This is a genomic window from Thioalkalivibrio sp. ALJ2 (assembly GCF_000378325.1).
In the GTDB taxonomy this organism is placed as follows: Bacteria; Pseudomonadota; Gammaproteobacteria; order Ectothiorhodospirales; family Ectothiorhodospiraceae; genus Thioalkalivibrio.
On the sequence record NZ_KB899556.1, the window covers coordinates 196,721 to 218,708 of the forward strand.

General features: G+C 62.2%; 12 protein-coding genes and 2 tRNA genes. 10 read left to right on the forward strand and 4 right to left on the reverse strand.

Annotation, left to right across the window (positions count from 1 at the left end):
- The first annotated feature begins 4 nt into the window (after positions 1-4).
- The 5 genes from F468_RS0108170 (at position 5) to F468_RS0108190 (ending at position 12,667) form a co-directional block, all read left to right on the forward strand.
- Positions 5-619, forward strand: a complete 615-nt coding sequence (locus tag F468_RS0108170) for a response regulator transcription factor (protein ID WP_012982710.1) — start codon at positions 5-7, stop codon at positions 617-619.
- A 309-nt stretch (positions 620-928) separates the two neighbouring features.
- On the forward strand, positions 929-6,094 hold the full coding sequence (locus F468_RS0108175; protein WP_018994935.1) for a retention module-containing protein: 5,166 nt from the start codon (positions 929-931) through the stop codon (positions 6,092-6,094).
- Between the two features lie 104 nt (positions 6,095-6,198).
- Positions 6,199-6,528, forward strand: coding sequence for a hypothetical protein (locus F468_RS0108180; RefSeq protein WP_012982708.1), 330 nt, complete (start codon positions 6,199-6,201; stop codon positions 6,526-6,528).
- A gap of 145 nt (positions 6,529-6,673) precedes the next feature.
- On the forward strand, positions 6,674-8,575 hold the full coding sequence (locus F468_RS0108185) for a retention module-containing protein (protein ID WP_026296513.1): 1,902 nt from the start codon (positions 6,674-6,676) through the stop codon (positions 8,573-8,575).
- Between the two features lie 210 nt (positions 8,576-8,785).
- Positions 8,786-12,667, forward strand: coding sequence for a retention module-containing protein (locus tag F468_RS0108190; RefSeq protein ID WP_018994937.1), 3,882 nt, complete (start codon positions 8,786-8,788; stop codon positions 12,665-12,667).
- 62 nt (positions 12,668-12,729) lie between these two features.
- On the opposite strand, the gene F468_RS0108195 is transcribed toward F468_RS0108190, so the two are convergent.
- Positions 12,730-14,637, reverse strand: a complete 1,908-nt coding sequence (locus F468_RS0108195) for a LapD/MoxY N-terminal periplasmic domain-containing protein (protein ID WP_018994938.1) — start codon at positions 14,635-14,637, stop codon at positions 12,730-12,732.
- Positions 14,638-14,647: 10 nt separating this feature from the next.
- The gene (locus tag F468_RS0108200) at positions 14,648-15,325 is read right to left on the reverse strand and encodes a transglutaminase-like cysteine peptidase (protein WP_018994939.1); all 678 of its coding nucleotides are present in this window, start codon (positions 15,323-15,325) and stop codon (positions 14,648-14,650) included.
- 409 nt (positions 15,326-15,734) lie between these two features.
- Between F468_RS0108200 and F468_RS0108205 the strand changes: the two genes are divergently transcribed.
- Positions 15,735-17,123, forward strand: a complete 1,389-nt coding sequence (locus tag F468_RS0108205) for a TolC family outer membrane protein (protein ID WP_026182227.1) — start codon at positions 15,735-15,737, stop codon at positions 17,121-17,123.
- Between the two features lie 70 nt (positions 17,124-17,193).
- Here F468_RS0108205 and F468_RS0108210 read toward each other — a convergent pair.
- Together F468_RS0108210 and F468_RS0108215 are read right to left on the reverse strand one after the other, a co-directional pair.
- Positions 17,194-17,269, reverse strand: a tRNA-Thr gene (locus F468_RS0108210).
- Positions 17,270-17,314: 45 nt separating this feature from the next.
- A tRNA-Leu gene (locus F468_RS0108215) sits at positions 17,315-17,401 on the reverse strand.
- A gap of 102 nt (positions 17,402-17,503) precedes the next feature.
- On the opposite strand from F468_RS0108215, the gene queA reads away from it, so the two are divergent.
- The 4 genes from queA (at position 17,504) to secD (ending at position 21,984) form a co-directional block, all read left to right on the forward strand.
- The gene (gene queA / locus F468_RS0108220; protein ID WP_018993883.1) at positions 17,504-18,571 is read left to right on the forward strand and encodes a tRNA preQ1(34) S-adenosylmethionine ribosyltransferase-isomerase QueA; all 1,068 of its coding nucleotides are present in this window, start codon (positions 17,504-17,506) and stop codon (positions 18,569-18,571) included.
- Complete coding sequence (tgt, locus tag F468_RS0108225; protein WP_018994940.1) at positions 18,561-19,676, forward strand: tRNA guanosine(34) transglycosylase Tgt; 1,116 nt, start codon at positions 18,561-18,563, stop codon at positions 19,674-19,676. Before queA ends, tgt begins: the two co-directional genes overlap by 11 nt.
- 98 nt (positions 19,677-19,774) lie before the next feature.
- Entirely contained in the window at positions 19,775-20,104 is a 330-nt protein-coding gene (gene yajC / locus F468_RS0108230; protein ID WP_018139379.1) for a preprotein translocase subunit YajC, read from the forward strand.
- An 11-nt stretch (positions 20,105-20,115) separates the two neighbouring features.
- Entirely contained in the window at positions 20,116-21,984 is a 1,869-nt protein-coding gene (secD, locus tag F468_RS0108235; protein WP_018139380.1) for a protein translocase subunit SecD, read from the forward strand.
- Positions 21,985-21,988: the final 4 nt, after the last annotated feature.

Here is a 21,988-nt window from a genome sequence, read left to right on the forward strand (position 1 = left end):
CAACATGCAGATCTTTATGATGGACCGAGCGTCGCGGCCGTCGTCGCGCTGGGTAGAGGCCTTTCCGGATGCCCAGGTGCTGCGCCCGCCATTTCCGTCGACCCTGCCGGAGGGCACCGAAGCCTGCTGGATTGGTACGGATCTGGCCGACTGGGAGGAGTACGTCAAACAAAGGACTCTGGTGCATCGGGTGATTGTGCAGTCGCGACACCCGAATGACGAAGAAGGCATCCGTGCATTCGACGCGGGGGCCCACGGCTACTGCCATACACTGGCCAACGTCGCCCAGCTGCGAACGATCGCGGCCACCGTCACCGGGGGTGGCTTATGGGTGGGTCCCGACCTGATGACCCGGATGATTCGCACAGTCCGCAGCGCCCAGCCCCGCGATCCGGAAACACCGCCGGAGGGGTTCGAGAACCTTACGCCCCGCGAGCGGGAAGTTGCGCTGGCCGTGACCACGGGGGCGCACAACAAGGAGATTGCGCGCCAGCTCGGCATGACCGAACGCACCGTCAAGATGCACCTCGGCTCCGTCTTCAAGAAGCTCAACGTGGATGACCGCGTTCAGCTTGTGCTCCACCTGACCCGCCTGCGCGAATCGCACCCGACCGTCTGATTCAGGTGCGATACGCGTAGCTCGCCTCCAGCGGCGGTGATGCGATTCGCTGCGCTTATCGGCATCCTACGTGACGCCATCCCCCTCGTTTGATGAGGGTCGTAGGATGCGATGAGCACAGCGAATCGCATCAATCCAGCCCCCCGCGCCCCGCAGCTTCCATCCGTTTTCATCCAACCGATCCTCATATCGGTTCTCCCATAACCCCACAAACCCTGTACTTCGGTACACCTGTCGTGCCCACGGCGACTCCCCTAGGCTCGTACCCATCGAAAACTGTGAAGTACTTCCGAGTCCGAGGAGAAGGTCATGTCTGAAGTCGTCGTAGCTACCGTCGAATCCGTGGTGGGTACCGTTGTTGCTCGAGACGAGGACGGCAACACCCGCGTCCTGCAACCCGGAGACGAGATCTTCTACGGCGAAGAAGTCATCGCCGAAGACGGCGCCTTCATCGAAATGGCCTTCGAGGATGGCTCCACCATGTCCCTGGCGGGTAACGAGTCCGCCACCATCACCGACGACCTGGCGGAATCCGCCGAGCCCGCGCCGGAAGAAGGCGAGATCGCCGATGCCACCGTCGAAGAGATCATCGCCGCCCTGGATCGCGGTGAAGACATCACCGACATCATCGAAGCCCCGGCCGCCGGTGCCGACGGCGGCGCAGCCGGCGAAGGCGGCGGCTTCGTCCGGATCGCTCGTGGCTCCGAAGAGGTCGGCCAGATCGAGTACGCCTATGACCCCAACACCTTGGGCGGCCCCGGCGACGCCGGCAATGGTGGGGGTACGTTCGCGGACAGCGGCGAAACCACCGAAGACGTGGTTCCGGAACCCAGTCTCGTCATCTCCGTTACACCGCTCAGTGAGCTGATTGAACGGATGGGCTCGGATCTTCGTCCCCAGATGCAGGACTCGGGGGTCGTCCTGCCCCAACAGGTCGACATGCTGCCGTCTGAACAGCCTGGCACGGGCATGGTGGTGTTTAGTCTCGACAGCACGCTGGACCTCGATGGACTGCCGGATTCCGCCGCTGGCCCGATCGAATACGAAATCGTTGGTGGGGACTCGGACTATTTGGCAATTGGCGCGGATGCCGATGGGAATCCGGCCATCGTCCTGACCGAACAAGGCGCATGGGCGCTTCAGAATGGTCAGGTTCCTAACAACGAATTCTCCGTAGACGTTCAGGGAACGGTCGAGATCGAAGGGATCGGTCCAGTGTCAGCCACTGAGAGCTCAATGGTCGCGGTTGAGGTGCCTGAACCGACATTTGAATTTCAGCTATGGCCGGGAGAAGTCTTCCCGATGCCCCCGGTGGAACAGCTGCCTGGAGACGCCACGCCTGGGGCGCAAGCTTTGAATGAGGGCGTAAACAACCCGTTGCCTGGCGACTATGGATTCCCATCGGCGGAAGTTCAGGCGGGAATGCAGGTGTTTTCGCTTATACCTCAGGCGGATTTTGACGGGATCGACCCTTCGCTTGGCGAGTTCTCCTACGAGATCGTCGGCGGTGACAGCGAATACCTCGAACTTTCGCAGAGTGACTGGGGCGACTGGTCGGTTGTGCTCACCGAGGCAGGCGCGGAAGCGATTCAGAACGGGCGGGTTTCCGGTAACGATCTCAATGTCACCATCGAGGGGACGCTGATCATAGGGGAAAACCTGGTCAACACCTTCACGCTTGAAGCCAGTGCCGAAGGTGGTGTCATGGTGCCGGTGCCGAATCCGGAGCTGACGGTTGATCTTGCCCTGGCGGATGGTGCCACCGAGGGTTGGCCGCAGTCGGCGGGCGCGGGTGATGCGGTGTTCGAAGTCACCACGGATCTGGATCTGGACGGCATCGATGGCGGCCTGGCGGGCGAGATCGTGCTGTCACTGATTGAGAACAGCAACGGTTACCTCGCGCTGGATGGTAACAATGTGGTCCTGACCGAGGACGGAGCTGCTGCCGTCCGTAACGGCCAGGTCTCGGGGAACGAGCTCGACGCTACTGTCGAAGGCTCGGTGACCATCGCAGAGGACGGGGTGAATCCGTTCGAGCTGACTGGTCAGGCGTCCGCAGTCACAGTGGTTCCGGTCCCGGGGCCGGAAATCACAGGATTGGGCGAGAAGGATTTCTTCTTCGACGAGAAGCATCTCGAGAACGGCACGAATCCAGATCCCGCTCAGTTGGTGAAGTCGGGCAGCTTCGCGCTCAATGCGCCCGCAGGGATCGCAAGCTTGGCAATCGCAGGAACCTTGAGCGGGAGCAACACCACCGGGGCCACCGATGAAAATGGCTCTGTGCTTTTGACGCTCGAACAACTCGAAGCGCTTGACGAATCCAATACGGTGGATATCGAAACCGACAATGGCAACCTGCTGACCCTCAATGGTTTCGATAGCGATACCGGGGAAGTGAGTTTCGATCTGGAGTTCCGCGAGCCGATCGAGCATCCCGATGGTCAGGGCCGTAACTTGGACTGGAAGGACTCGATCGCGGTCACGCTGACCGACGATAACGGCCAGGTTGCCGATGACACCATCGACGTGTTGATCCGCGACGATGCACCCGTATTCAAGGACGGTGAAGGAATCACCCTTACCGGTGAGATAACCGACAGCCCGGTAGAAGGCAACAACGGGCTCAACATCGGTGCGGACGTCGATGGGGCATTCATTCAGGACATAGAACTATCCGTTGATAACGACGGGTATCTCGTGGCGCTGCTCGATGGGGATGAAGTCCTTCTGACCTCGCGAGGCGACAAGCTAACGTCCAGTTTTGACGCCGATACGGCGACACTGACCGCTCTCAATTCAAATGGAGACCCGGTCTTCACGATTCAGGCGGGTATTGATGGTGGCTATTACATCAATGTGCTGGCGCCGATCGACCCGATGGCACGGAGCAGTTTCGACGAAGAAAGCCTGACCGCTGGTGGTGGAATCGACGATGACCTGTTTGTCTTCGACAACGGTTTGGAAGTCCAGTTTGCGTCGGATAATGGCGCCGTCAATTGGTCTGGAAGCGGTATTGGTGTCGCGAACAACCTAATCAGTGGCGGTCAAACCCTGTCCGCAAGCTTTAATCAGTACGTCACGGATCTTGACTTCACGATGGGGAACCAGGGTACGCCGAGCTGGGAGATCTACCGCGATGGCGACCTCGTGGGGTCCGGTAACAGCTTGTCGATTAGTGAGCCAGGTGGGTTTGACGAGATCCGTTTCCTGGGAGCCTCGGGCGGGAACCAATACAACATCAAGGGTATGTCCGGGACTTACATGGATGCATCGGAGAGCTTTGAACTTCCGGTGACCTTCCATGCGGAAGATGGTGATGGTGATGCCGCCAGCTATGAGATTCCGATTATCTTTGATCCTGCGCTGGTCGATTTGCCTGAGGTCGAGACCCTGTTGATTCCGACGGTTTCGGTTTCGGTCGATTCCGAGGAGGGCCAAGAGACTGTCCTCAAGGATGGTTTCGCGGACCTGGGTGTCGGCGGTTCCGGTGATGGGAATATTAACGATCCCAATCCGCCGGCGGATACCGAGACACTGATGTTCGACTTTGGCCAGGCCAATGCCGGGCAAACCTTCAACCTCAGCTGGACGCAGCAAGCGAAAGGTGGCTGGGAAGATGGAAACCCGGATGGGCTTCCGTCTTGGGAGAATCGTGGCGGTACGCGGGACACCTTTAAGGTCTTTGTGAACGGCGAGGAGCTCTACGAGACCTCGTGGTACGACCCGGCCAATTCGGATAGCACCGTGTTCCCTGCCGAGGACGAGTCGCTGACGGTGACGCTGGATGAGAACGGTCGAGCGGAGGTTGTGTTCGAGGTGCGTTCTACGCATCCGGACGAAGTCGTCGATGTCAGCAACATCCAGGGGCAGCTGGATGTCACGTCCACTATCTACACGGTTTCGCTCGACGGCAGCATCGATGACCCGGGCGAGATCGACTACTACCAGCTGGAGGTACAGGGCGGCGAACTCCTGGTCAACGGCAACGTACAGTCAGCGGTCGATGGCCTTTATACGGTGAACCCGGCCGATATCGATGGATTGACGGTACGTCCCGATGCTGGATCCGATGAGATCGAGGTGTCGGCGCAAGCAGTTTCCACGGATGGCGTATGGAGCGACGTGGATGTCGACAGCACGGAGGTCGTTTACGCCAGTGCAGTGAGCGCGGTCGATAATCTGAATACGGCCTATGTCGGCGAGTCGTTGGAAGAACACCTGAGCGGTCGTGAGAAAGCGACGGATTGGACAGAGACTCGCGAGTTCACGATAAGTGAGGGCTATACGGGTTCGGTCTCTATGGCTGCGGAGTTCAGCCTTTGGGCAGGGATCATTTCTCAGGGCGAAGCCGAATTCACGTGGGCGCTCTACCAAGACGACATTGTTGAAGGTGAACAACTTCTTGCGAGTGATGTTATCACGCGAAAGGCTTCAGATGGTTCCGACTTGAACGTGCCGCTGGACCTACCCGAGGACCTGAGTTCGGGGTCTTACCGACTGGAACTGGTTGGGGAGCAAACCAACGGCGGGAGCTTTGGTCCCATCTCTTGGGGCGGGGAGGTCGGATTCTCGGAGATTGTGGTAGACCAGCAAGCGTCTAACACGGTTACTGGGAATGTGATTACGGATGAGGATGCCGAAGGCAATTCCGATGAGCCAGGAAGCGATTCGACGACCCTGAGCGTCTTCGATGGCGATGGATTCGTCGAAGTCGAAGGCGAACATACGGTGGCCGGGGAGTTTGGTTCACTGACCCTCGCGGAGGACGGGACGTATACCTATACGGCATCCAATGATGTTGCCAACGCCGGGAACATCGAGACCTTCGATTACAAGCTGACGCATCCGAACGGTGACGAAGCGGTTGCGACCCTTTCGATCCGTATCGACAGCCCGGATGTGGAGGTGATCTGGGGTGACGATCTCGAGCCGGGCGCAACCATTGCGGGTACGGAGGTAGACGAGATCCTGGTGGGCACCTCGGGTGCGGATCAGATCGCGGCTGGTGCCGGCAATGACATCCTGATCGGTGGTGACGGTGCCGATACGTTTATCTGGCCCGGTGATGTGGCCGGGGACGTCCCGTCGACCGGCCCAGGGAACTCCGGAGACGACTTTGATCCCGACGAAATGCCGCAGGATGGGGTGCGAGATTTCACGGTCGATTGGGAACAAGGTTTTACTGGCGAAGGGGATGCTGACCGGCTGGACCTTTCGGACCTGCTGGTCGGAGCGGACTCCGACAATGTCGATGAGTTCATCCTCGCGGCAGAGGATGGCGAAGGCAACACGGTTCTGTATGTACGAACGGAGGGCGACACGTCGCCGGGCAATAGTGGTAACGCGAATAACGGCAATGGTGAATGGGCGCACAATCAGTCCATCGTGTTGGAGGGCGTTAGCATGGACGGCAGGGATTCGGCTGAATTCGTCAAGCAATTGTTGGATAACGACCAGCTGAAGATCGACCAGTAACTGGTCGAACGGGAAGAAGCCCCGCCGGTCCGAATCGGCGGGGCTTTCCCGTGTCTGAGGGTGTAGGCTGGGTACTGGAATACCGAGCGGCCGGGAGGCGGCCTATGTATGTGAGACGGGATGCAGAAGGCAGGATTGACTTAGTGAGTCGGGACGCGAATGCCGAGTGTGCGGAGTTTATGGCGGCCGAGTCGCCGGAACTTCTGGGCTTCTTGGCTGGAAATAATGCTGAGCCTGCGCCCGCCGCGTTGCAGGCCTCGGATCTGGAGCTGATTCGTGTGCTGGAGGACCTGGTGGAGGTGCTCACGTACAAGGGTGTGATCCGGTTTACGGACCTTCCGGATGCGGCGCAGCAGAAGCTGCTGGGCCGCAAGGATCTTCGGGCTTCGGCTCGGCGACTGAATTTGATGGAAGACGACGAAGGCCTTCTCTAGAAAAGGCTGGCTAGAACATCACGTGTCATGCACAGCGGTGTGCCGGTGGCGATGGACCCAGACCAGGCACTGAGGTTGGATCGATTATGGACGCGAAGGCGTCTGTTTGAGCCGGTCTTGAGGGCTGGCGCATGAGGGGGATTCGATGGCAGTGAATACGGTAGTGGCCACCGTCCAGGCATTGACCGGGACTGTGATTGCGAGAGATGTCGACGGCAATTCCAGGGTGCTCGCCGTCGGCGATCCCGTGTATGCGGGGGAAGAGGTGATCCCACTGCAGGGGGCGTCGGTTGATCTGCAGGCGATGGAAGGTGGTGTCTTGTCGCTCGGTGAGGGTCAGCAGGTCCTGGTGGGCGAAGCTCTGGCGGATAGCGGCCGTGCGGACAATCCAGAGATTCCGACGGCGGAAGAAGTGATTGCGGCCCTGGAGCGTGGTGAGTCACTGGATGCGCTGATTGCGCCACCGGCGGCCGGTCTCGAAGGTGGTGATAGCGATGGCAGCGGTTTCGTGCGTGTCGCACGCATTAATGAGCCAGTAGAGCCGATTAACTACACATTCCCGGAGAACGTCTTTGGTCGTCCCGATGCACTGGGCGAGACCGTGGCCGTCCCGGGTGGCGAAGCTGGCGAGATCGGAGTGACTCCCGGTCCGACGCCGGCCGACCCATCGGTGGACCCGCCTCCGGTCGAACCCCCGCCTGTCGATCCGCCACCGGTGGATCCGCCCCCTGTCTCCAATCCGACGCTTGCGGTCTCGGTATCCGTGGCAGATGGATATGGGTATGAGGACGCCAATGATGCGGCTGCGGGCGATGTGGTCTTCGAGGTGTCCCATGCCCTGAACCTGGATGGACTGGACCCCGCCCTGGCCAGCGCAATCGTCTACAGCATTGTCGGCGGCGATACGGCCTATCTGGAACTCGCCCAGGATGGGGCGGGCAACTGGGTAGTCGTGCTGACAGAGGCGGGCGCGGCCGCAATCCGCGCAGGCGTGGTGGACGGTAACCAGTTGAACGTGACGGTGGAGGGTACGATCGAACTGGTGGATCTCCCCAAGCTAGTGGATACCGACAGCGCGTTTGCTCCGGTTCCCGAGCCAAGCGGAGAAGAACCACCCGAGCCCATGCCGGACCTGTTCGCCTCGGCCCATGTGGTCGGCGGCAGCGATGTACAGGGCACGATGGCGAATGCGAACAGCCTGAAGTCGACGGGCGCGCAGAGTGCCGCGGTATCGCATCAGGACGGATTCTTCGCGGTTGACCATCGGGCGGCATCGGATAATCCGAACGCGATCGAGTTTGGCGAGGCCCTGCTGTTTACGCTGGTCAGCCCCACCGACACCGCGGTGTTCCAGATTGAAGGTGCGATCAATGGCGGCTCGTATCACCTTTACGACGCGGATGGGGTGCGCATCGGCGAGGCTCGTGATCTTGCCGCGGATGTGAACGAAGACGGGTTCCTGGAGCTGAACGGCGAGACGTTTTCCTACATCGCATTCCAGGGCGGCAGCACAGGCTCGGGAGGGAGTGGCGATCAAAGCGAATTCTCGGTTCGACCGGTTGATCTGTCGGTTCAGGTTGGTGAGGGCGATGATGCCGATTTCTATCCTGCCGGAGGCGAGGAAGCCCTCGCCGCCGAGTCGGTGGAGACGCTCGACGAGGCCGATGACTTTGGCGCGAACTTCCTGACGGTGGATACCGATCAGGACATCTTCGTGGTCGCGGAAGGCGGGCAGGGGACGACGGACGATCCCGCTCGGTTCGTGATCCAGGGTTTCAGCCTGGAAAGCGAGAGTGGTGCGGCCCAGATTACGCTCGGCGAGTTGCTGTCGAGTGCGAGCCAGGAGACCATCGATCAGTACCTGATGGCCGAGTCACAGGGGGAAGATACCGTGCTGCACATCAGTTCCGGTGGCATGCTCGGGACGGACACGGGCGGCGCTGATTACGCGATTACGCTGGAAGGGGTCAGCATGGAGGGTTTCGACTCGTCCTATGATTTTATCCAGACGCTGATCGCGAACGGCCACCTGACCATCGATCAGTAAGGCGTTCACTCCCCGGTGAAACATGCCCGGGCCGCATCGCGGACCCGGGCTTTTTTGTGTCCTTGTATGAGGCGAGACCGCCATCGTTTTGGCGGGTGTATGGAGAAACTCATCCCCTGTACTTCAGTACAGCTAACGGGATTTTGACGCCGGGCGTATTCAGTAAGTCATGAGCATCCCACTGTGGGGTGCATGACGAGGGATACCGCCATGGATCCACAAGCCATTGTTGCCATCGTTGAAAATGTCATCGGTACTGCCCTCGCAAGCGATGAGGCCGGCAATGTCCGAGTCCTGCAGCCGGGTGATCCGATATATGCGGGCGAGGAGGTGATCGCAGAGTCAGACGGCCTGATCGAATTGGCCTTTCCGGATGGGTCCGGACTTACCCTTGCGCAAGGCGAGCAGGCGACGATCACGGACTACCTCGCGCAGTCCGCTGGGGCAGATCCGATGGAGTCGCAGCTAGGTGAAGCCACGGTCGAGGAGATTATTGCTGCGCTGGAACGGGGCGAGAGCCTGGACGGGCTGTTGGAGGCGCCGGCGGCGGGTCTTGATGGTGGTGGCGAGGGCGGTGTGAGCTTTGTGCGCATTGCCCGGAACGTCGAAGAAATCAGCCCGGTTGGCTATGAATTCCCCTCCAACCTTTTCGGCGAGCCCGAGTTCCGCCTCGACGGCGCCCCCTTGCCGGCTTCGCCCGCGGTACCGGCTGATACGCCAGATGTGCCGAGTACCCCCTCTTCGATCAGCGTGATTGAGGCCGAACTCGGCGGGCGCGCCTTGCTCGTGAATGAAACGGACCTGCGCGCGGCCAATGGTTCAGTGGCCACCGTCGATTTCTCGGGTGCTTTCCTGGTCGACTACGGCTCGAATGGTCCGGGTAGCGTGGCCTACGGACTGGGGCTGGCCGGTTCATCGAGCACGGGCCTTGTAACCACGATCAGCGGCGAGCCGATCAGCCTGGTTAACAACGCGGGTGTAATCGAGGGCGTGACCGGAACCGGTGCCCTGGCATTCACCGTCTCGGTCGATGCGGCGGGCGTGGTGACGTTTACACAGATGCTGGCCGTGATGCACCCCGATGCAACCGACTCGGCGGATGTGCTGACTCTGGCGGGTACTGGCATTACGTTGACTGCGGTCGTCACGGACGCGGCGGGCGATAGCGCGTCGGCCACGGTCGATCTTGGCGCTTTGCTGGCGATCGTCGACGACGGGCCAAGCCCGGCAGTCGAAGTGGCTTCGCTGGACGACATCACCCTTCAGACTTCCGATGCGGCACTGGAAGGTGGAACCCTGGAGGATCCGGACGGCCGAGAGGACCGTGTTTCGCTTGCGCATTTTTTCCGGTTGGGTGAGGACAGCACGTTCGGAGCGGATGGCTCGGCGAGCGAACACGCAGAGGAGTGGGCGTACAGCCTGAGCCTGAAGGACGGCGTAGCCGGGCAGCAGGCCACCAGTGGGGATGGCAGCGACAAGCGGGGCCTGTCCAGTGGGGGCACTGCGGTTGTTCTGTTTGCCGTCGGGGGCATGATCATCGGGACCACGGCGACTTCGGCCGAGTCGATCGACGATGGCAACACCGTGTTTCGAGTCTGGCTGGATGGCGATACGAACGAACTGGTGCTTAGTCAGTACCAGCCGGTGGATCATGCTTCCAAGGATGGCAAAGACTTCGAGGCGGATGTCCTGGCGCTGTCGTCCGGCCAGATCGTGTTGCGGGGCGAGGTCACGCTCACAGACGGGGATGGAGACAGGGCGAAGGATTACGCCTATGCCGATCTGGGTGAGCTGCTCCGGTTTGCGGACGATGGCCCGGCCTTCGATAGCGCGGGGATCACATTCGATCTAGGGGATCTCGGCTTGACCGTGCGTGACGACGAGACCGTGGATGGCGCCAGCACAGCCGCCATCGTGCTGGACGGTCTGTTCGAGGTCGAGGTGAACTACGGCGCCGACGGCCCCGGTGAGCTGTCTTGGGCCTATGCGCTGGGTCTGGCCGGTCTGGCGGCCGAGGATGGCTCCACCGGCCTGTTCAGCCAGGGGCAGGCGATCAGCCTGACGCTCTCGGAGGATGGCCAGACGATCACGGGCAGTGCGGACGGGGAGACCGTGTTCGTATTGCAGATCACGACCAACGAGGCGGATGAGGCCGTACTGCAACTTACGCTGTATCGGCCGATGGACCATACGGACCGCAGCGACCCGAATGCCATCGAGACGCTGGGTGGTCTGGTAACGCTGACCGCCACGGCGACGGCAACGGACGGCGATGGTGATTATGCGGTCCTGTCGACGGAAGCAATCCCGCTGGGCGGTGCGCTGTCCTTTGTGGATGACGGGCCGACCCCGGTCGTCCCCGATCCGGGCTTCCTGGTAAACGATCCCGACAGTGCATTCAGCAAGATCGAGGGTGTGCGTCTGGATCTGGACGGCCAGGTCGACGACAACTTCGGTGCCGACCCGGGCGGTACAGTGAAGTTCGCCTATGCCAACGGGCACGTATCGGGTCTCACATCGGGCGGGCAGCCGGTGTACTACTACGTGACCAGCGATGGCCAGACGCTGGTTGGGTCGACCCATTCCGGCGGGAACGGGGCGGATGATCCCGACGTGCTAGCGGCCAAGGTGTTCACCGCCAGCCTCAACCTGGACCCGGAAGGCCCGGATACCTATGACTTCGAGTTGGTTCAGCCGCTCGACGAGCAACAGCGGTTCTCGGTCGATGATGGTGGCTATTCTCTGGCGGGTGATGCCGGCAACCGATACTACAACTACTTCACGGGCGCGGACGGCTTCCCGGACATCCTGCTGACTCCGGTCGGCGCCACTTCGGTGAACACGAACTCCAACGAGGGCGGCGTCGGCAACGTGTTTGTGAGCAGCGGCCAGGCGATGCGGGTGGACTATGTCGAAAACGCCTCCGGGATCCCGCCGAACGGTGCGGGATACGACCCGGCGAACCCAGGGCATATGTTCGACGGACACGTACTGGTCGACGGTGCCTCCGCGCGGATCTCGACGGCGAATGACACCACCATTCGGGTCGAGGCCTTCAACGACCCGGATGGCAATAACCGGGTGGGCGATGGTGATCCGGTACGGATCACGGGTGCCTTTGTCGAGTACGGCGGGCAGACGTACACCGTGGACATGACCGGATGGGCAGAAAACCAGTTCGAGAGCTTCTCGCTGTCGGGGAATCTGTTCTCGATCCGTCTGGTGGGCGATCACGCGGTGTTCGAGGGTGTGCAGTCCGGCACGACCATTGGTGTGTTCGCCGAGGATGGCCTGAACAGTGTCGAATATCACCATGCTGGCGGCGGCCGCTTCCAGATCGGTGGATTTGGCGGGCTGACATCGAGTCCGATTGGCAGCCCGCTCGACTTCGGGCTGGATCTGGCGATCGTGGACGGTGACGGCGACAGCATCACGCTCACCGACGCGATCAAGCTGCAACTGGCACCCGACCATTACGTCATCCAGGAGGCCGCAAACGATGACGGGGTGGAGCTGGTGGTGGCAGCCGGGACCGAGGGTATGCTCCTGGGAGGTGCCGGCAACGACACGCTGATCGGCAATGACGGCGACGACATTCTGTTCGGCGGTACGGGCGACGACACCCTGATCGGGGGTGGCGGTAACAACCTGCTCTATGGCGGTGCCGGGAATGACAGCATCATCGGGGGTGATGGTGACGACGTGATCATCGGTGGTGCGGGCAGCGATACGCTCACCGGGGGTGGCGGCAGCAACACCTTCGTCTGGTTCTTTGGCGATCAGGCGATGGATGGCACTCCCGCCGCCCATGACGTCATTACCGACTTCAAGCTATCGGATAACGGCAGTGGCGATGTTCTGGACCTCTCGGACCTTTTGCAGGGCGAGGAGGCAGGCGAGCTGGGTCAGTATCTGTATGCAGAATCGCAGGGAGGCGATACCGTACTGTTCGTGCATTCCACCGGGCAGCTGGGTGCGAACGGGGATAATGCGGATCAGATCATCACGCTGCAGGGCGTTGATCTGGGCGGCAGCTCCGATGTCATCATCCAGGCATTGCTGGATAACGACCAGCTAAAGATCGACCAGTAGAACGCGCGGTTCGTTGGTATCCGCGAGGCCCCGCCATTGTTGGCGGGGCTTTTTTGTGGCGATCAAGCCTTGAGGGACTGAACGGCTCGGCCGGTCACGCCGTCGATGCCAAGCTCCATCAGGGGCTCGATATCATCGGTGCTGTCGCAGCCTTCGGCGATCACCAGAATGCCGATCGAGTGCGCGAGGGTGCAAAGCCCGCGAATCAGCGCCTGGGTCTCCGTGGATCGATGGGCACCCTGGATCAGCGAGGCCTGCAGCTTCACGTAATGCAGCCCATACGCGGTAAGGTCGTGTGAGCGGAAGGCCTCCGGCCCCGCGTGCTCCAGACCGACCACGAAGCCCGTGACACGCGCGATACGGCACAGGTCGCGCAGTTCGGCCGGATGCGCCAGGGCGCCCCGGGCCGGGAATTCCAGCCACAGTCGACCGGCCACTTCCGGGTCGGAGGCCAGGCGGGATTCCAGGCGTTGGCGAAAGTCGGTGTCCTGCAGGCTGTCGACCGACAAATTGATTGCGAGGCGCTCGTTTCCTGCTCGTAGCTGATCGATGGCGGCATCGAGGACGGCGTCGTCCAGCTGCCGGATCAGGTCCAGGCGCACCGCCCAGGGCATGAAATAGCCCGCGGGGCGCGATTCGCCATCCAGCAGCAGGCGCATCGGCGCCTCGTGGTGCATCAACTCGTGGTCGGCGTCCATCACCGGGAATCGCGCGAGCTTCACGCCATGCGTGGCCATGGCCACGGTGATCGCGGTGCGCCATTCGTTCTGATTGGCATGTGGCAGCACGGCATGAGGTTCTTCGGCGATGGAATCGCCCGGCTCCAGCTCCGCACGGGCCAGTGCCTGGTCGACGCGGCTCAGCACCTCTCCCGTGGTGTCGTCGGGGTGGTAGGGCGTCCCGGCCAAGTGCAAGGCCATGGCTTCGGGAGCTTTGGGGCCCAGCTCCGCGCGGATCGCCGTCAGCAGGGACTCGGCAAAGCGGCGACTGTCCCCGATGCCGTCGCCAAAGACGGCAATATCGGAACCCTTGAGGCGCCCTGCGGCGCCGTAATCGGTCTCGCTGACTTGTTGTTCCGCGACTTCTGCAATGCCTGCCAGAAGCTCATCCAGCTTGTCGTGTCCGATCGCCTGGTTGAGCTCGGGCAGGCTGGAGACGCGTAGGACGACAAAGCTCCCGGCGGATCCGGCGTGCCGATTTTCGAGGGTCGCCTGGAATCGGGCCAGGAAGGATTCTCGGTTCAAAAGGCCCGTTACATCATCGTGTTGCAAGCGAGTTTTCAGGCGTTCTAGGCGCGTCGATTCTTCCTGCAGCATCATCCGGACATGCTCGGTCAGCCGGTTCATGGCGCGGACCAGTGCCTGGAACTCCCAGGTGCGGGGCTCCGGAGTGGTCACGAACCGCCTTTCGCCGACGGCCTCGGCCTGTTCCACCACTTGCTTCAGAGGCCGAATCAGCCGGCCGAGCAGGAATGACCCAATCAGGCCGATGATCAGCAAACCGGCGGTAAAGATCGCGGTGAGGCGGAGGGTTCCGTCCCACAGGGCCTCGTAGGCGTAGTTCGTCTGGCTCTCGACTATCAAGGTGCCGAATGATGACCAGCCGTCGGACACATGCGCGACCCCGGGGCGGACGTTGAAGGCCAGACGCTCGACGAACCATTCGGGCACGCCCTGGGGTGGCTCGGGGTTGCGGCGTTCGATCATGAGGTCGCCGGTCGGATCGATCAGCCGGATGTGCTGGTAGTGGCCGGTGTCGAACTGCGAGGCGATTTGCAGCTCCACGGTGGTCTCGTCCTTGGGCAGCTGGGAAAGCGACAAGGCCAGGGATGCGGCGTTGTCGATGTTCTTGGTCAGCAGCTGCTGCGCCAGGTAGTCGCGGGCGGACAGGGTGCTCACCACGATGCTGACCAGTAACGCCAGCAGCATGATGATGGCTACCGCGATCCAGAGTTGTTTTCTCAGCGTCATGACTGCGCCCTCATTCCGGGGTCGAGTTGATGGGTCGGTCGAGATCAAGGCCGTATTCGTCCAGCTGCTCCAGGACGCGGCGCCAGCGTGACAGGCGGGCCGTGGGGTCGGCCGCGGACTGTGCCTGCCCGTCGGGCCAGAGTCCCTCGCTATTGAACGAGAAGATCGGCGTCAGGTCGTCGCGCTGGGATGCGCGTTCAATTCGGGTCACCAGGTTGTCCAGGACCTTGGGCTCGTCTCGCGGGTCGGTGAAATAGCCGAGAACCATGTGCGCCTGGCTGAGATTGCTTCCGGGTCCGCCAAGCCGGGCTCGCACGTAGAAAAGGCGCAGGCGCTCATCGGGGATACCCAGTTTGCGCAGGCTGACGTACTTGGCGATGGAATAGTCCTCGCAGTCGCCTGCACCCTTGTCCAGGGCCTCCAGGGGGGTGGCCCAGAAGTCTTCCTGGCCCCAGGTGACCTGGTCGTCCTGGTAGCGCAGCTGACGATTGAAAAACTCGTTTACCCGTGTGATCTGAGTTTGCTCGTCTTCATCGGCGAGATCCTCCAGCAGCTCGCGCCAGCGCCGTACGCGCTCGGCGGTTTCCGGCCCGTAGCGGTCGGCCGCAACCTGCTCGAGCTGGGCGAAGCTGTCGAGGCCTGCATGGCTGGAGCCCAGCAGCCACGCCCCGGCGACCAGCACGAGCACGAGGCTTGCGCGCCGTATCAGTCGGGACGGGTTGCGGGGCCAGATGCCAGGCACGTCGGCGCGCTCTCCGGTGGCTGAAAAAAGCACTACTTCCCGAATGATGGGCTACGCCTTTGTGGAAAGCCACAAACATAAATCCCAAGCGTAGTGCTGTGCGGTGTTTCTCGCCTTATCAGGCGTTTGTTTGCCGTTATGTGAACCATTTCAAAAATGATTGCGCGGGTAAGGGCTTAGGCCTATCGTTCAAATGTGTGAGGCGTACATAAGCGTTTCTTCCGGTTAGCGGTATGCGCTGGCTCGGTGACAAAAAGAGTGGGCGAACAGGTTTTATGGGAGGACAAAAATGATGAACCGAATTAGGCCTGCGGTTGGCAAAGGTGGTTTGCTGGCCCTGACGGCGGCCGTGGCGATGGTAGTGGGTGGTTCGGCGCAGGCCGACGCCCCGGAGCCGTTGCGTGACGCCGCGATGGAAGCGGTACTCTCCAACCCCGATGTGCAGTCGCGGTGGCATGCCTTTCGCGCCTCCGGGGAAGAACAAACGGGCGCGCGCGGGCGCTTCCTGCCCGAGATCGACCTGAATGCCCGTGCGGGGTATCAGCGCCAGCGCTCCAGCGACGACAATTTTGATTCGTTTTCGCGCAATCCGCGGGGCGTCGATATCACGCTGACGCAGATGCTGTACGACGGCTTCGAGACCGCAAGCGAAGTGAGCCGCCTGGGCGAGATTCAGCGGGTACGTTATTTCGAGCTGCGCGAGACGACCGAGGAGATCGCACTGGAAGCCGTGCGTGCCTTCGCCGATGTCCAGCGTCAGCGCGCCCTGGTCGACCTGGCGCAGGAGAACTACGACGCGCACAAGGAGGTTTATGACCAGATCGTGGACCAGACCGATCGCGGCGTGGGCCGGGGCGTTGACCTCGAGCAGGCCTCGGGGCGTCTGGCCCTGGCCGAATCGAACCTGCTGACCGAGCGCCAGAATCTGCACGACGTGAATGCGCGGTACTACCGGATCGTGGGGCAGATGCCCGCTGACGACCGGGTGGACCTGGTTGGCACCTTCTCTGACGAGCCGATTCCCGGCACGGTTCAGGAGGCTCTGACCGAGGCCATCACCAAGAATCCGGCCATGTTCGCCTCGCTGCGCAACATGGAAGCGGCGCAGGAACAGCGCAACGTGGCCCGTTCGGCCTTCCATCCGCGTCTGGACCTGCAGCTGCGTCATGCCTACGAGAATGATGTGCTCGAACGCGAGGACATCCGTATCCATGACACCTCGGCGCTGGTGGTGATGACGTGGAACCTGTTCCGCGGCGGCACTGACCAGGCGCGGGTGCGCCAGTTCACCGAAGAGTTCAACCAGGCGCGCGATCAGCAAGAGTCGGTTTGCCGCAATGTGCGCCAAACGGTGTCGGTGGCCTACAACGACATGCGTTCGCTGGACAGTCAGCTGCGCTTCCTGCGCCAGCATCGGGACTCGTCCGACCGCGTGCGTACCGCCTATCGTCAGCAGTTCGGCATTGGCCAGCGTAGCCTGCTGGACCTGCTAGACACCGAGAACGAGCATTTCGAGGCAAGCCGCGCCTACATCAACGCCCAGCACGATATGGAGATCGCCAAGGCACGGGCGCTGAATGGCATGGGCCGACTGCTCGAGTATCTCGATATCTCGCGTGGCGACATGCCGACTGCTGCCGAGCTGGGGCTCGTGGATGATGCCGCCCGGATTGATCCGGAGTCGGTCTGCCCGGCGGATGCGCCGCAGATGAGCGAAGCCCGCCACGAAAGTATCTTCCGCTAAGACCGACCCGCGGGAGTGCAGACAAGCAAAGGGCCAGCCATTTCGGCTGGCCCTTTTGCTGTGTGCGATATGGAGCCGGCGACAGGAGTCGAACCTGCGACCCTCTGATTACAAATCAGATGCTCTACCAACTGAGCTACACCGGCCAGGTGCGCGGTTTCGAGCCTGGCGGAGGGCCCGAGATAAAGAGGTGGTGCCGGGAGCGAGAATCGAACTCGCACTCTGTTGCCAGAACCGGATTTTGAATCCGGCGCGTCTACCAGTTCCGCCATCCCGGCTTTCGAGGCGCTAGTGTAGCGCACGAGCAGGGTGTGGCAAGGGAGATTGCGCCTTCGCTTGATCCGCATTCAGGGCGCCGGTGCGTGGTAGCATCGCGCGCCATGCGTGTTTCCGATTTCGACTACGAGCTCCCGCAGGAGCTGATCGCCCAGTATCCGCTGCCCGAGCGAGCCAGCTCGCGCCTGCTCGTGCTGGAAGACCAGCGGGCGGAAGATGCCGCGTTTGGCGCGATTGAGTCACTGCTGCGGCCGGGCGATCTGTTGGTGCTGAATGACACGCGCGTGATCCCGGCGCGGGTCTTCGGACAGAAGGCGAGCGGTGGGCAGGTCGAGGTCCTCGTGGAACGGATCGAGTCACCGACCCAGGTGCTGGCGATGGTGCGCGCCAGTCGGGCACCGAAGCCCGGCACGTGCCTCCACCTGGCGGATGCCTTTACGGTGGAGGTGACGGATCGTCAGGGGCCGTTTTTCCGGCTGCGTCTGGTGGACGGCGCCGACATGCTCGCACTGCTGAAGCAGCATGGTCATATCCCGCTGCCGCCGTACATCGAGCGGGCGGACGAGGGCAGCGATGCCGAACGCTACCAGACCGTGTTCGCCCGCAAGGAGGGCGCGGTGGCGGCGCCGACGGCTGGGCTCCATTTTGACGATGCACTGCTGGACCGGCTGCGCGCGCAGGGGGTCGAGACGGCCACGGTGACGCTGCATGTCGGGGCGGGGACTTTTCAGCCGGTGAAGGTGGACGACACCTCGCGCCACGAGATGCACGCCGAGTGGCTGGAGGTGGGGCCGGAGGCCTGTGCCGCCGTGGCGGCCTGCAAAGCGCGTGGCGGGCGCGTGGTGGCTGTGGGCACGACCTGTGTACGGTCGCTCGAGACGGCCGCGGCGGAGGGCGGGCTTAAGCCCTTTCAGGGTGAAACACGACTGTTCATCCAGCCCGGATATCGTTTTCGCGTCGTGGACCGGATGGTGACGAACTTCCACCTGCCGCAGAGCACGCTGCTGATGCTGGTAGCCGCCTTTGCAGGATATCGGCGGATCCTGGACGCCTATGCCCATGCGGTCGCGAATCGCTATCGCTTTTTCAGTTACGGGGATGCCATGTGGTTGGCGCCGGGCGATCCCGCGGATCTGCCGCCGAGCGTCCGGGAGGAACACGATGGAGTTTGAACACCTGGGGCAGGATGGCGCGGCACGCCGAGGCCGACTGCGGTTTCCGCGTGGTGAAGTCGAGACGCCCGCCTTTATGCCGGTGGGGACCTACGGGACCGTAAAGGCTATGACCCCGGAGGAGCTGCGCGAGCTGGGGGCACAGATCATCCTGGGCAACACCTTCCACCTGATGCTGCGGCCGGGTACCGAAGTGATCCGGGCACATGGTGACTTGCATGACTTCATGCACTGGGAAGGACCGGTCCTGACCGACTCCGGTGGATTCCAGGTTTTCTCGCTGGCCGAGATGCGCAAGATCAGCGAGGAGGGCGTGCGTTTCCAGTCGCCCGTGGACGGTTCGAAAGTGCTGATGACGCCGGAGTCGTCCATGCGGGTCCAGCGCGAGCTGGGGTCGGACATCGTGATGATCTTCGACGAGTGCACGCCCTATCCGGCCACCGAGGACGAGGCGCGCAAGTCGATGGAGCTGTCGCTGCGCTGGGCCGCGCGATCGCGCGAGGCGCATGGTGACAATCCGGCGGCACTGTTCGGTATTGTGCAGGGTGGCATGTACCCGGCGCTGCGTCGGGAATCAGCCGCCGGTCTGCGCGAGATTGGCTTTGACGGCTATGCGATCGGCGGGCTGTCGGTGGGCGAGCCGGAAGATGAGCGGCTCGCCACGCTGGATGTGACCCTGCCGCTACTGCCGGAGGACCGCCCGCGCTACCTGATGGGCGTGGGGCGGCCCGAGGACATAGTGGAAGCCGTGCGCCGCGGCGTGGACATGTTCGACTGCGTGATGCCTACCCGCAACGCACGCAATGGATTTCTGTACACCCGGGAAGGGGTCCTGCGTATCCGTAATGCGCGCTTCCGTGACGACACGGGCCCGATCGATCCGGAGTGTGGTTGTTACACCTGCCGCAATTATTCAAGGGCTTACCTGAAACATCTCGACAAATGTAACGAGATTCTCGGGTCGCGCCTGGCGACGACCCACAACCTGCATTACTACCAGGACCTGATGCGCGGCCTGCGCGAGTCGATTGCGGCGGGCACGCTTCAGGCGTTCGTCGCCGATTTCTATGGTCGGCGCGGCATGGAAGTGCCGCCTGTGCCATAATCCGCGCGGCAATTTTCGCGAGCCCGGTCACCGGTCTCGCGGGCGCCGGGCGCCAGGCCCGGCGGCCCTGAACCGATTCGCTAGACGGGAGTGTTCCAATGGATTTTCTGATTTCTGCAGCGCATGCCCAGGACGGTGGTGGCGCCGGTGGTGGCATGATCGAATTCCTGATCATGATCCTGATCTTTTTCGCGATCATGTACTTCCTGATCATTCGCCCGCAGAGCAAGCGCGCGAAGGAACACCGGTCGATGGTGGAGTCGCTGTCCAAGGGTGACGAGATCGTGACCAATGGCGGTGTGGCCGGCACGATCACCGAGGTAGGGGAGAACTTCATCAAGGTCGACATCGCCAATGGCGTGAACATCGCCGTGCAGAAACAGTCGGTTCAACAGGTTATGCCCAAGGGCACCCTCAAGGACCTCTAGGGTCTTCGAATATGCGCAATTCCTATCCGGCGTGGCTGTACGCCCTGATCGTCGTCATCATCCTGGGCGCGGGGCTTTATGCCGCGCCCAACCTGTTCCCGGAGGACCCGTCGGTCCAGATCGGGAACCCGACCACCGGCGAGATCGATCAGAACATCCGTGAACTGATGGGCACCATCCTGGGCGCCCAGGGCGTCACGCCGCACACGGTCGAGGAGCAGGACGACGGCCAGATCCTGTTGCGCTTCGAGACCACAGACGAGCAGTCCACCGCTGCCGAGATATTGCGCAACGCGCTGGATGACAATCACACCGTCGCCCTGAACATGGCCCCGGCCACCCCGCGCTGGTTGCGAGCCATCAATGGCCAGCCCATGGCTCTCGGCCTCGACCTGCGTGGCGGGGTCCACTTCCTGATGGAAGTGGACCTGGACGCGGTGATCGGTACCGCGATGGAGCGTTACTCGAACGAGCTGCGCGGACGCCTGCGGGAAGAGCGTATTTCGTTCGACACCGTGGAACGCGGCTCCCGCGATCTGACCGTGATGTTCGAGAGCGAGGCGGACCGCGAAGCGGCCGAGAGCTGGCTACAGCGCCAGTATCGCGAGGAACTGGTCTGGGAGTCGCGTGGGTCCGGGGACACCAGCCGACTGGTAGCCACGCTGGATGACGACCACCTGACGGAACTGCGTCGTCAGGCCCTGCAGCAAAACATCTCCACGCTGCGTTCGCGGGTCGACGAGCTGGGCGTGGCGGAACCGATCATCGCTCAGCAGGGCGAGAACCGGATTGTGGTGCAGCTCCCGGGCGTGCAGGACACGGCACGGGCAAAGGAGGTCCTGGGCGCGACTGCGACGCTGGAATTCCGCCTCGTGTCGGAGAGCGGTGATGCGCGGGAGGCTGACGAGACCGGGCGTGCGCCGTCGGGCACGCGTCTTTACCACGAACGCGACGGGACACCGGTGCTGCTGCAGCGTCAGGTCATGCTGACCGGTGACTACATCACGGATGCCTCCTCGGGCATTGCCCAGGATACGGGCGGTCCGGCGGTGTTCATTAATCTGGACGGTCAGGGTGCGCGGATTTTCTCCCGCGTGACCTCGGACAACGTCGGTCGGCTGATGGCCACCGTGTTCATCGAGACCTCGACCGAGACCGTTGAGGAAGACGGTGAGCAGGTGATGCGCACCTCGCGTAGCGAAGAGGTAATCAACGTCGCACGCATCAACGAGCCGCTGGGGCGTCGCTTCCAGATCTCCGGACTCGACAGCAGCCGCGAGGCCCGCAACCTGGCGCTTTTGCTGCGCGCCGGGGCGCTCGCCGCGCCGATGTCGATCGTCGAAGAACGTACGGTGGGCCCGAGCCTCGGTCAGGAGAACATCGATCGCGGTATGCAGTCGGTGGTGATCGGCTTCATCGCCGTGATGATCTTCATGGTGCTGTACTACCGGGTGTTCGGGGTGATCGCGAACGTCGCGCTTGCGTTGAACCTGATCTTCATTGTCTCGGTGTTGTCGATGCTGCAGGCGACACTCACCTTGCCGGGCATTGCGGGGATCGTGCTGACGGTGGGTATGGCCGTCGATGCCAACGTGCTGATTTTCGAGCGAATACGCGAAGAGTTGCGAAACGGGTTGTCACCACAGGCCGCGATCGCCTCGGGCTATGATCGCGCGTTCACCACGATTGCGGATGCCAACGTGACCACGCTGATCGCGGCGCTCGTGCTGTTCCTGTTCGGCACCGGCCCGATCAAGGGGTTCGCGATCACGCTGTCGATCGGGATCATCGCCTCGATGTTCACGGCGATCATCGTGACCCGCGCCATCGTCAACCTCACCTACGGGCGGCAGCGTCGGCTGAACCGTCTGGCTATCTGAGGCG

Bases quoted from the DNA above. Each gene is read 5' to 3' on its own strand.
- F468_RS0108170 (WP_012982710.1), top strand. From the start codon at position 5: ATGCAGATCTTTATGATGGACCGAGCGTCGCGGCCGTCGTCGCGCTGG.
- F468_RS0108195 (WP_018994938.1), bottom strand. From the start codon at position 14,637: ATGACGCTGAGAAAACAACTCTGGATCGCGGTAGCCATCATCATGCTG.
- F468_RS0108180 (WP_012982708.1), top strand. From the start codon at position 6,199: ATGTATGTGAGACGGGATGCAGAAGGCAGGATTGACTTAGTGAGTCGG.
- F468_RS0108190 (WP_018994937.1), top strand. From the start codon at position 8,786: ATGGATCCACAAGCCATTGTTGCCATCGTTGAAAATGTCATCGGTACT.
- F468_RS0108205 (WP_026182227.1), top strand. From the start codon at position 15,735: ATGGTAGTGGGTGGTTCGGCGCAGGCCGACGCCCCGGAGCCGTTGCGT.
- F468_RS0108175 (WP_018994935.1), top strand. From the start codon at position 929: ATGTCTGAAGTCGTCGTAGCTACCGTCGAATCCGTGGTGGGTACCGTT.
- secD (WP_018139380.1), top strand. From the start codon at position 20,116: ATGCGCAATTCCTATCCGGCGTGGCTGTACGCCCTGATCGTCGTCATC.
- tgt (WP_018994940.1), top strand. From the start codon at position 18,561: ATGGAGTTTGAACACCTGGGGCAGGATGGCGCGGCACGCCGAGGCCGA.
- queA (WP_018993883.1), top strand. From the start codon at position 17,504: ATGCGTGTTTCCGATTTCGACTACGAGCTCCCGCAGGAGCTGATCGCC.
- F468_RS0108185 (WP_026296513.1), top strand. From the start codon at position 6,674: ATGGCAGTGAATACGGTAGTGGCCACCGTCCAGGCATTGACCGGGACT.
- yajC (WP_018139379.1), top strand. From the start codon at position 19,775: ATGGATTTTCTGATTTCTGCAGCGCATGCCCAGGACGGTGGTGGCGCC.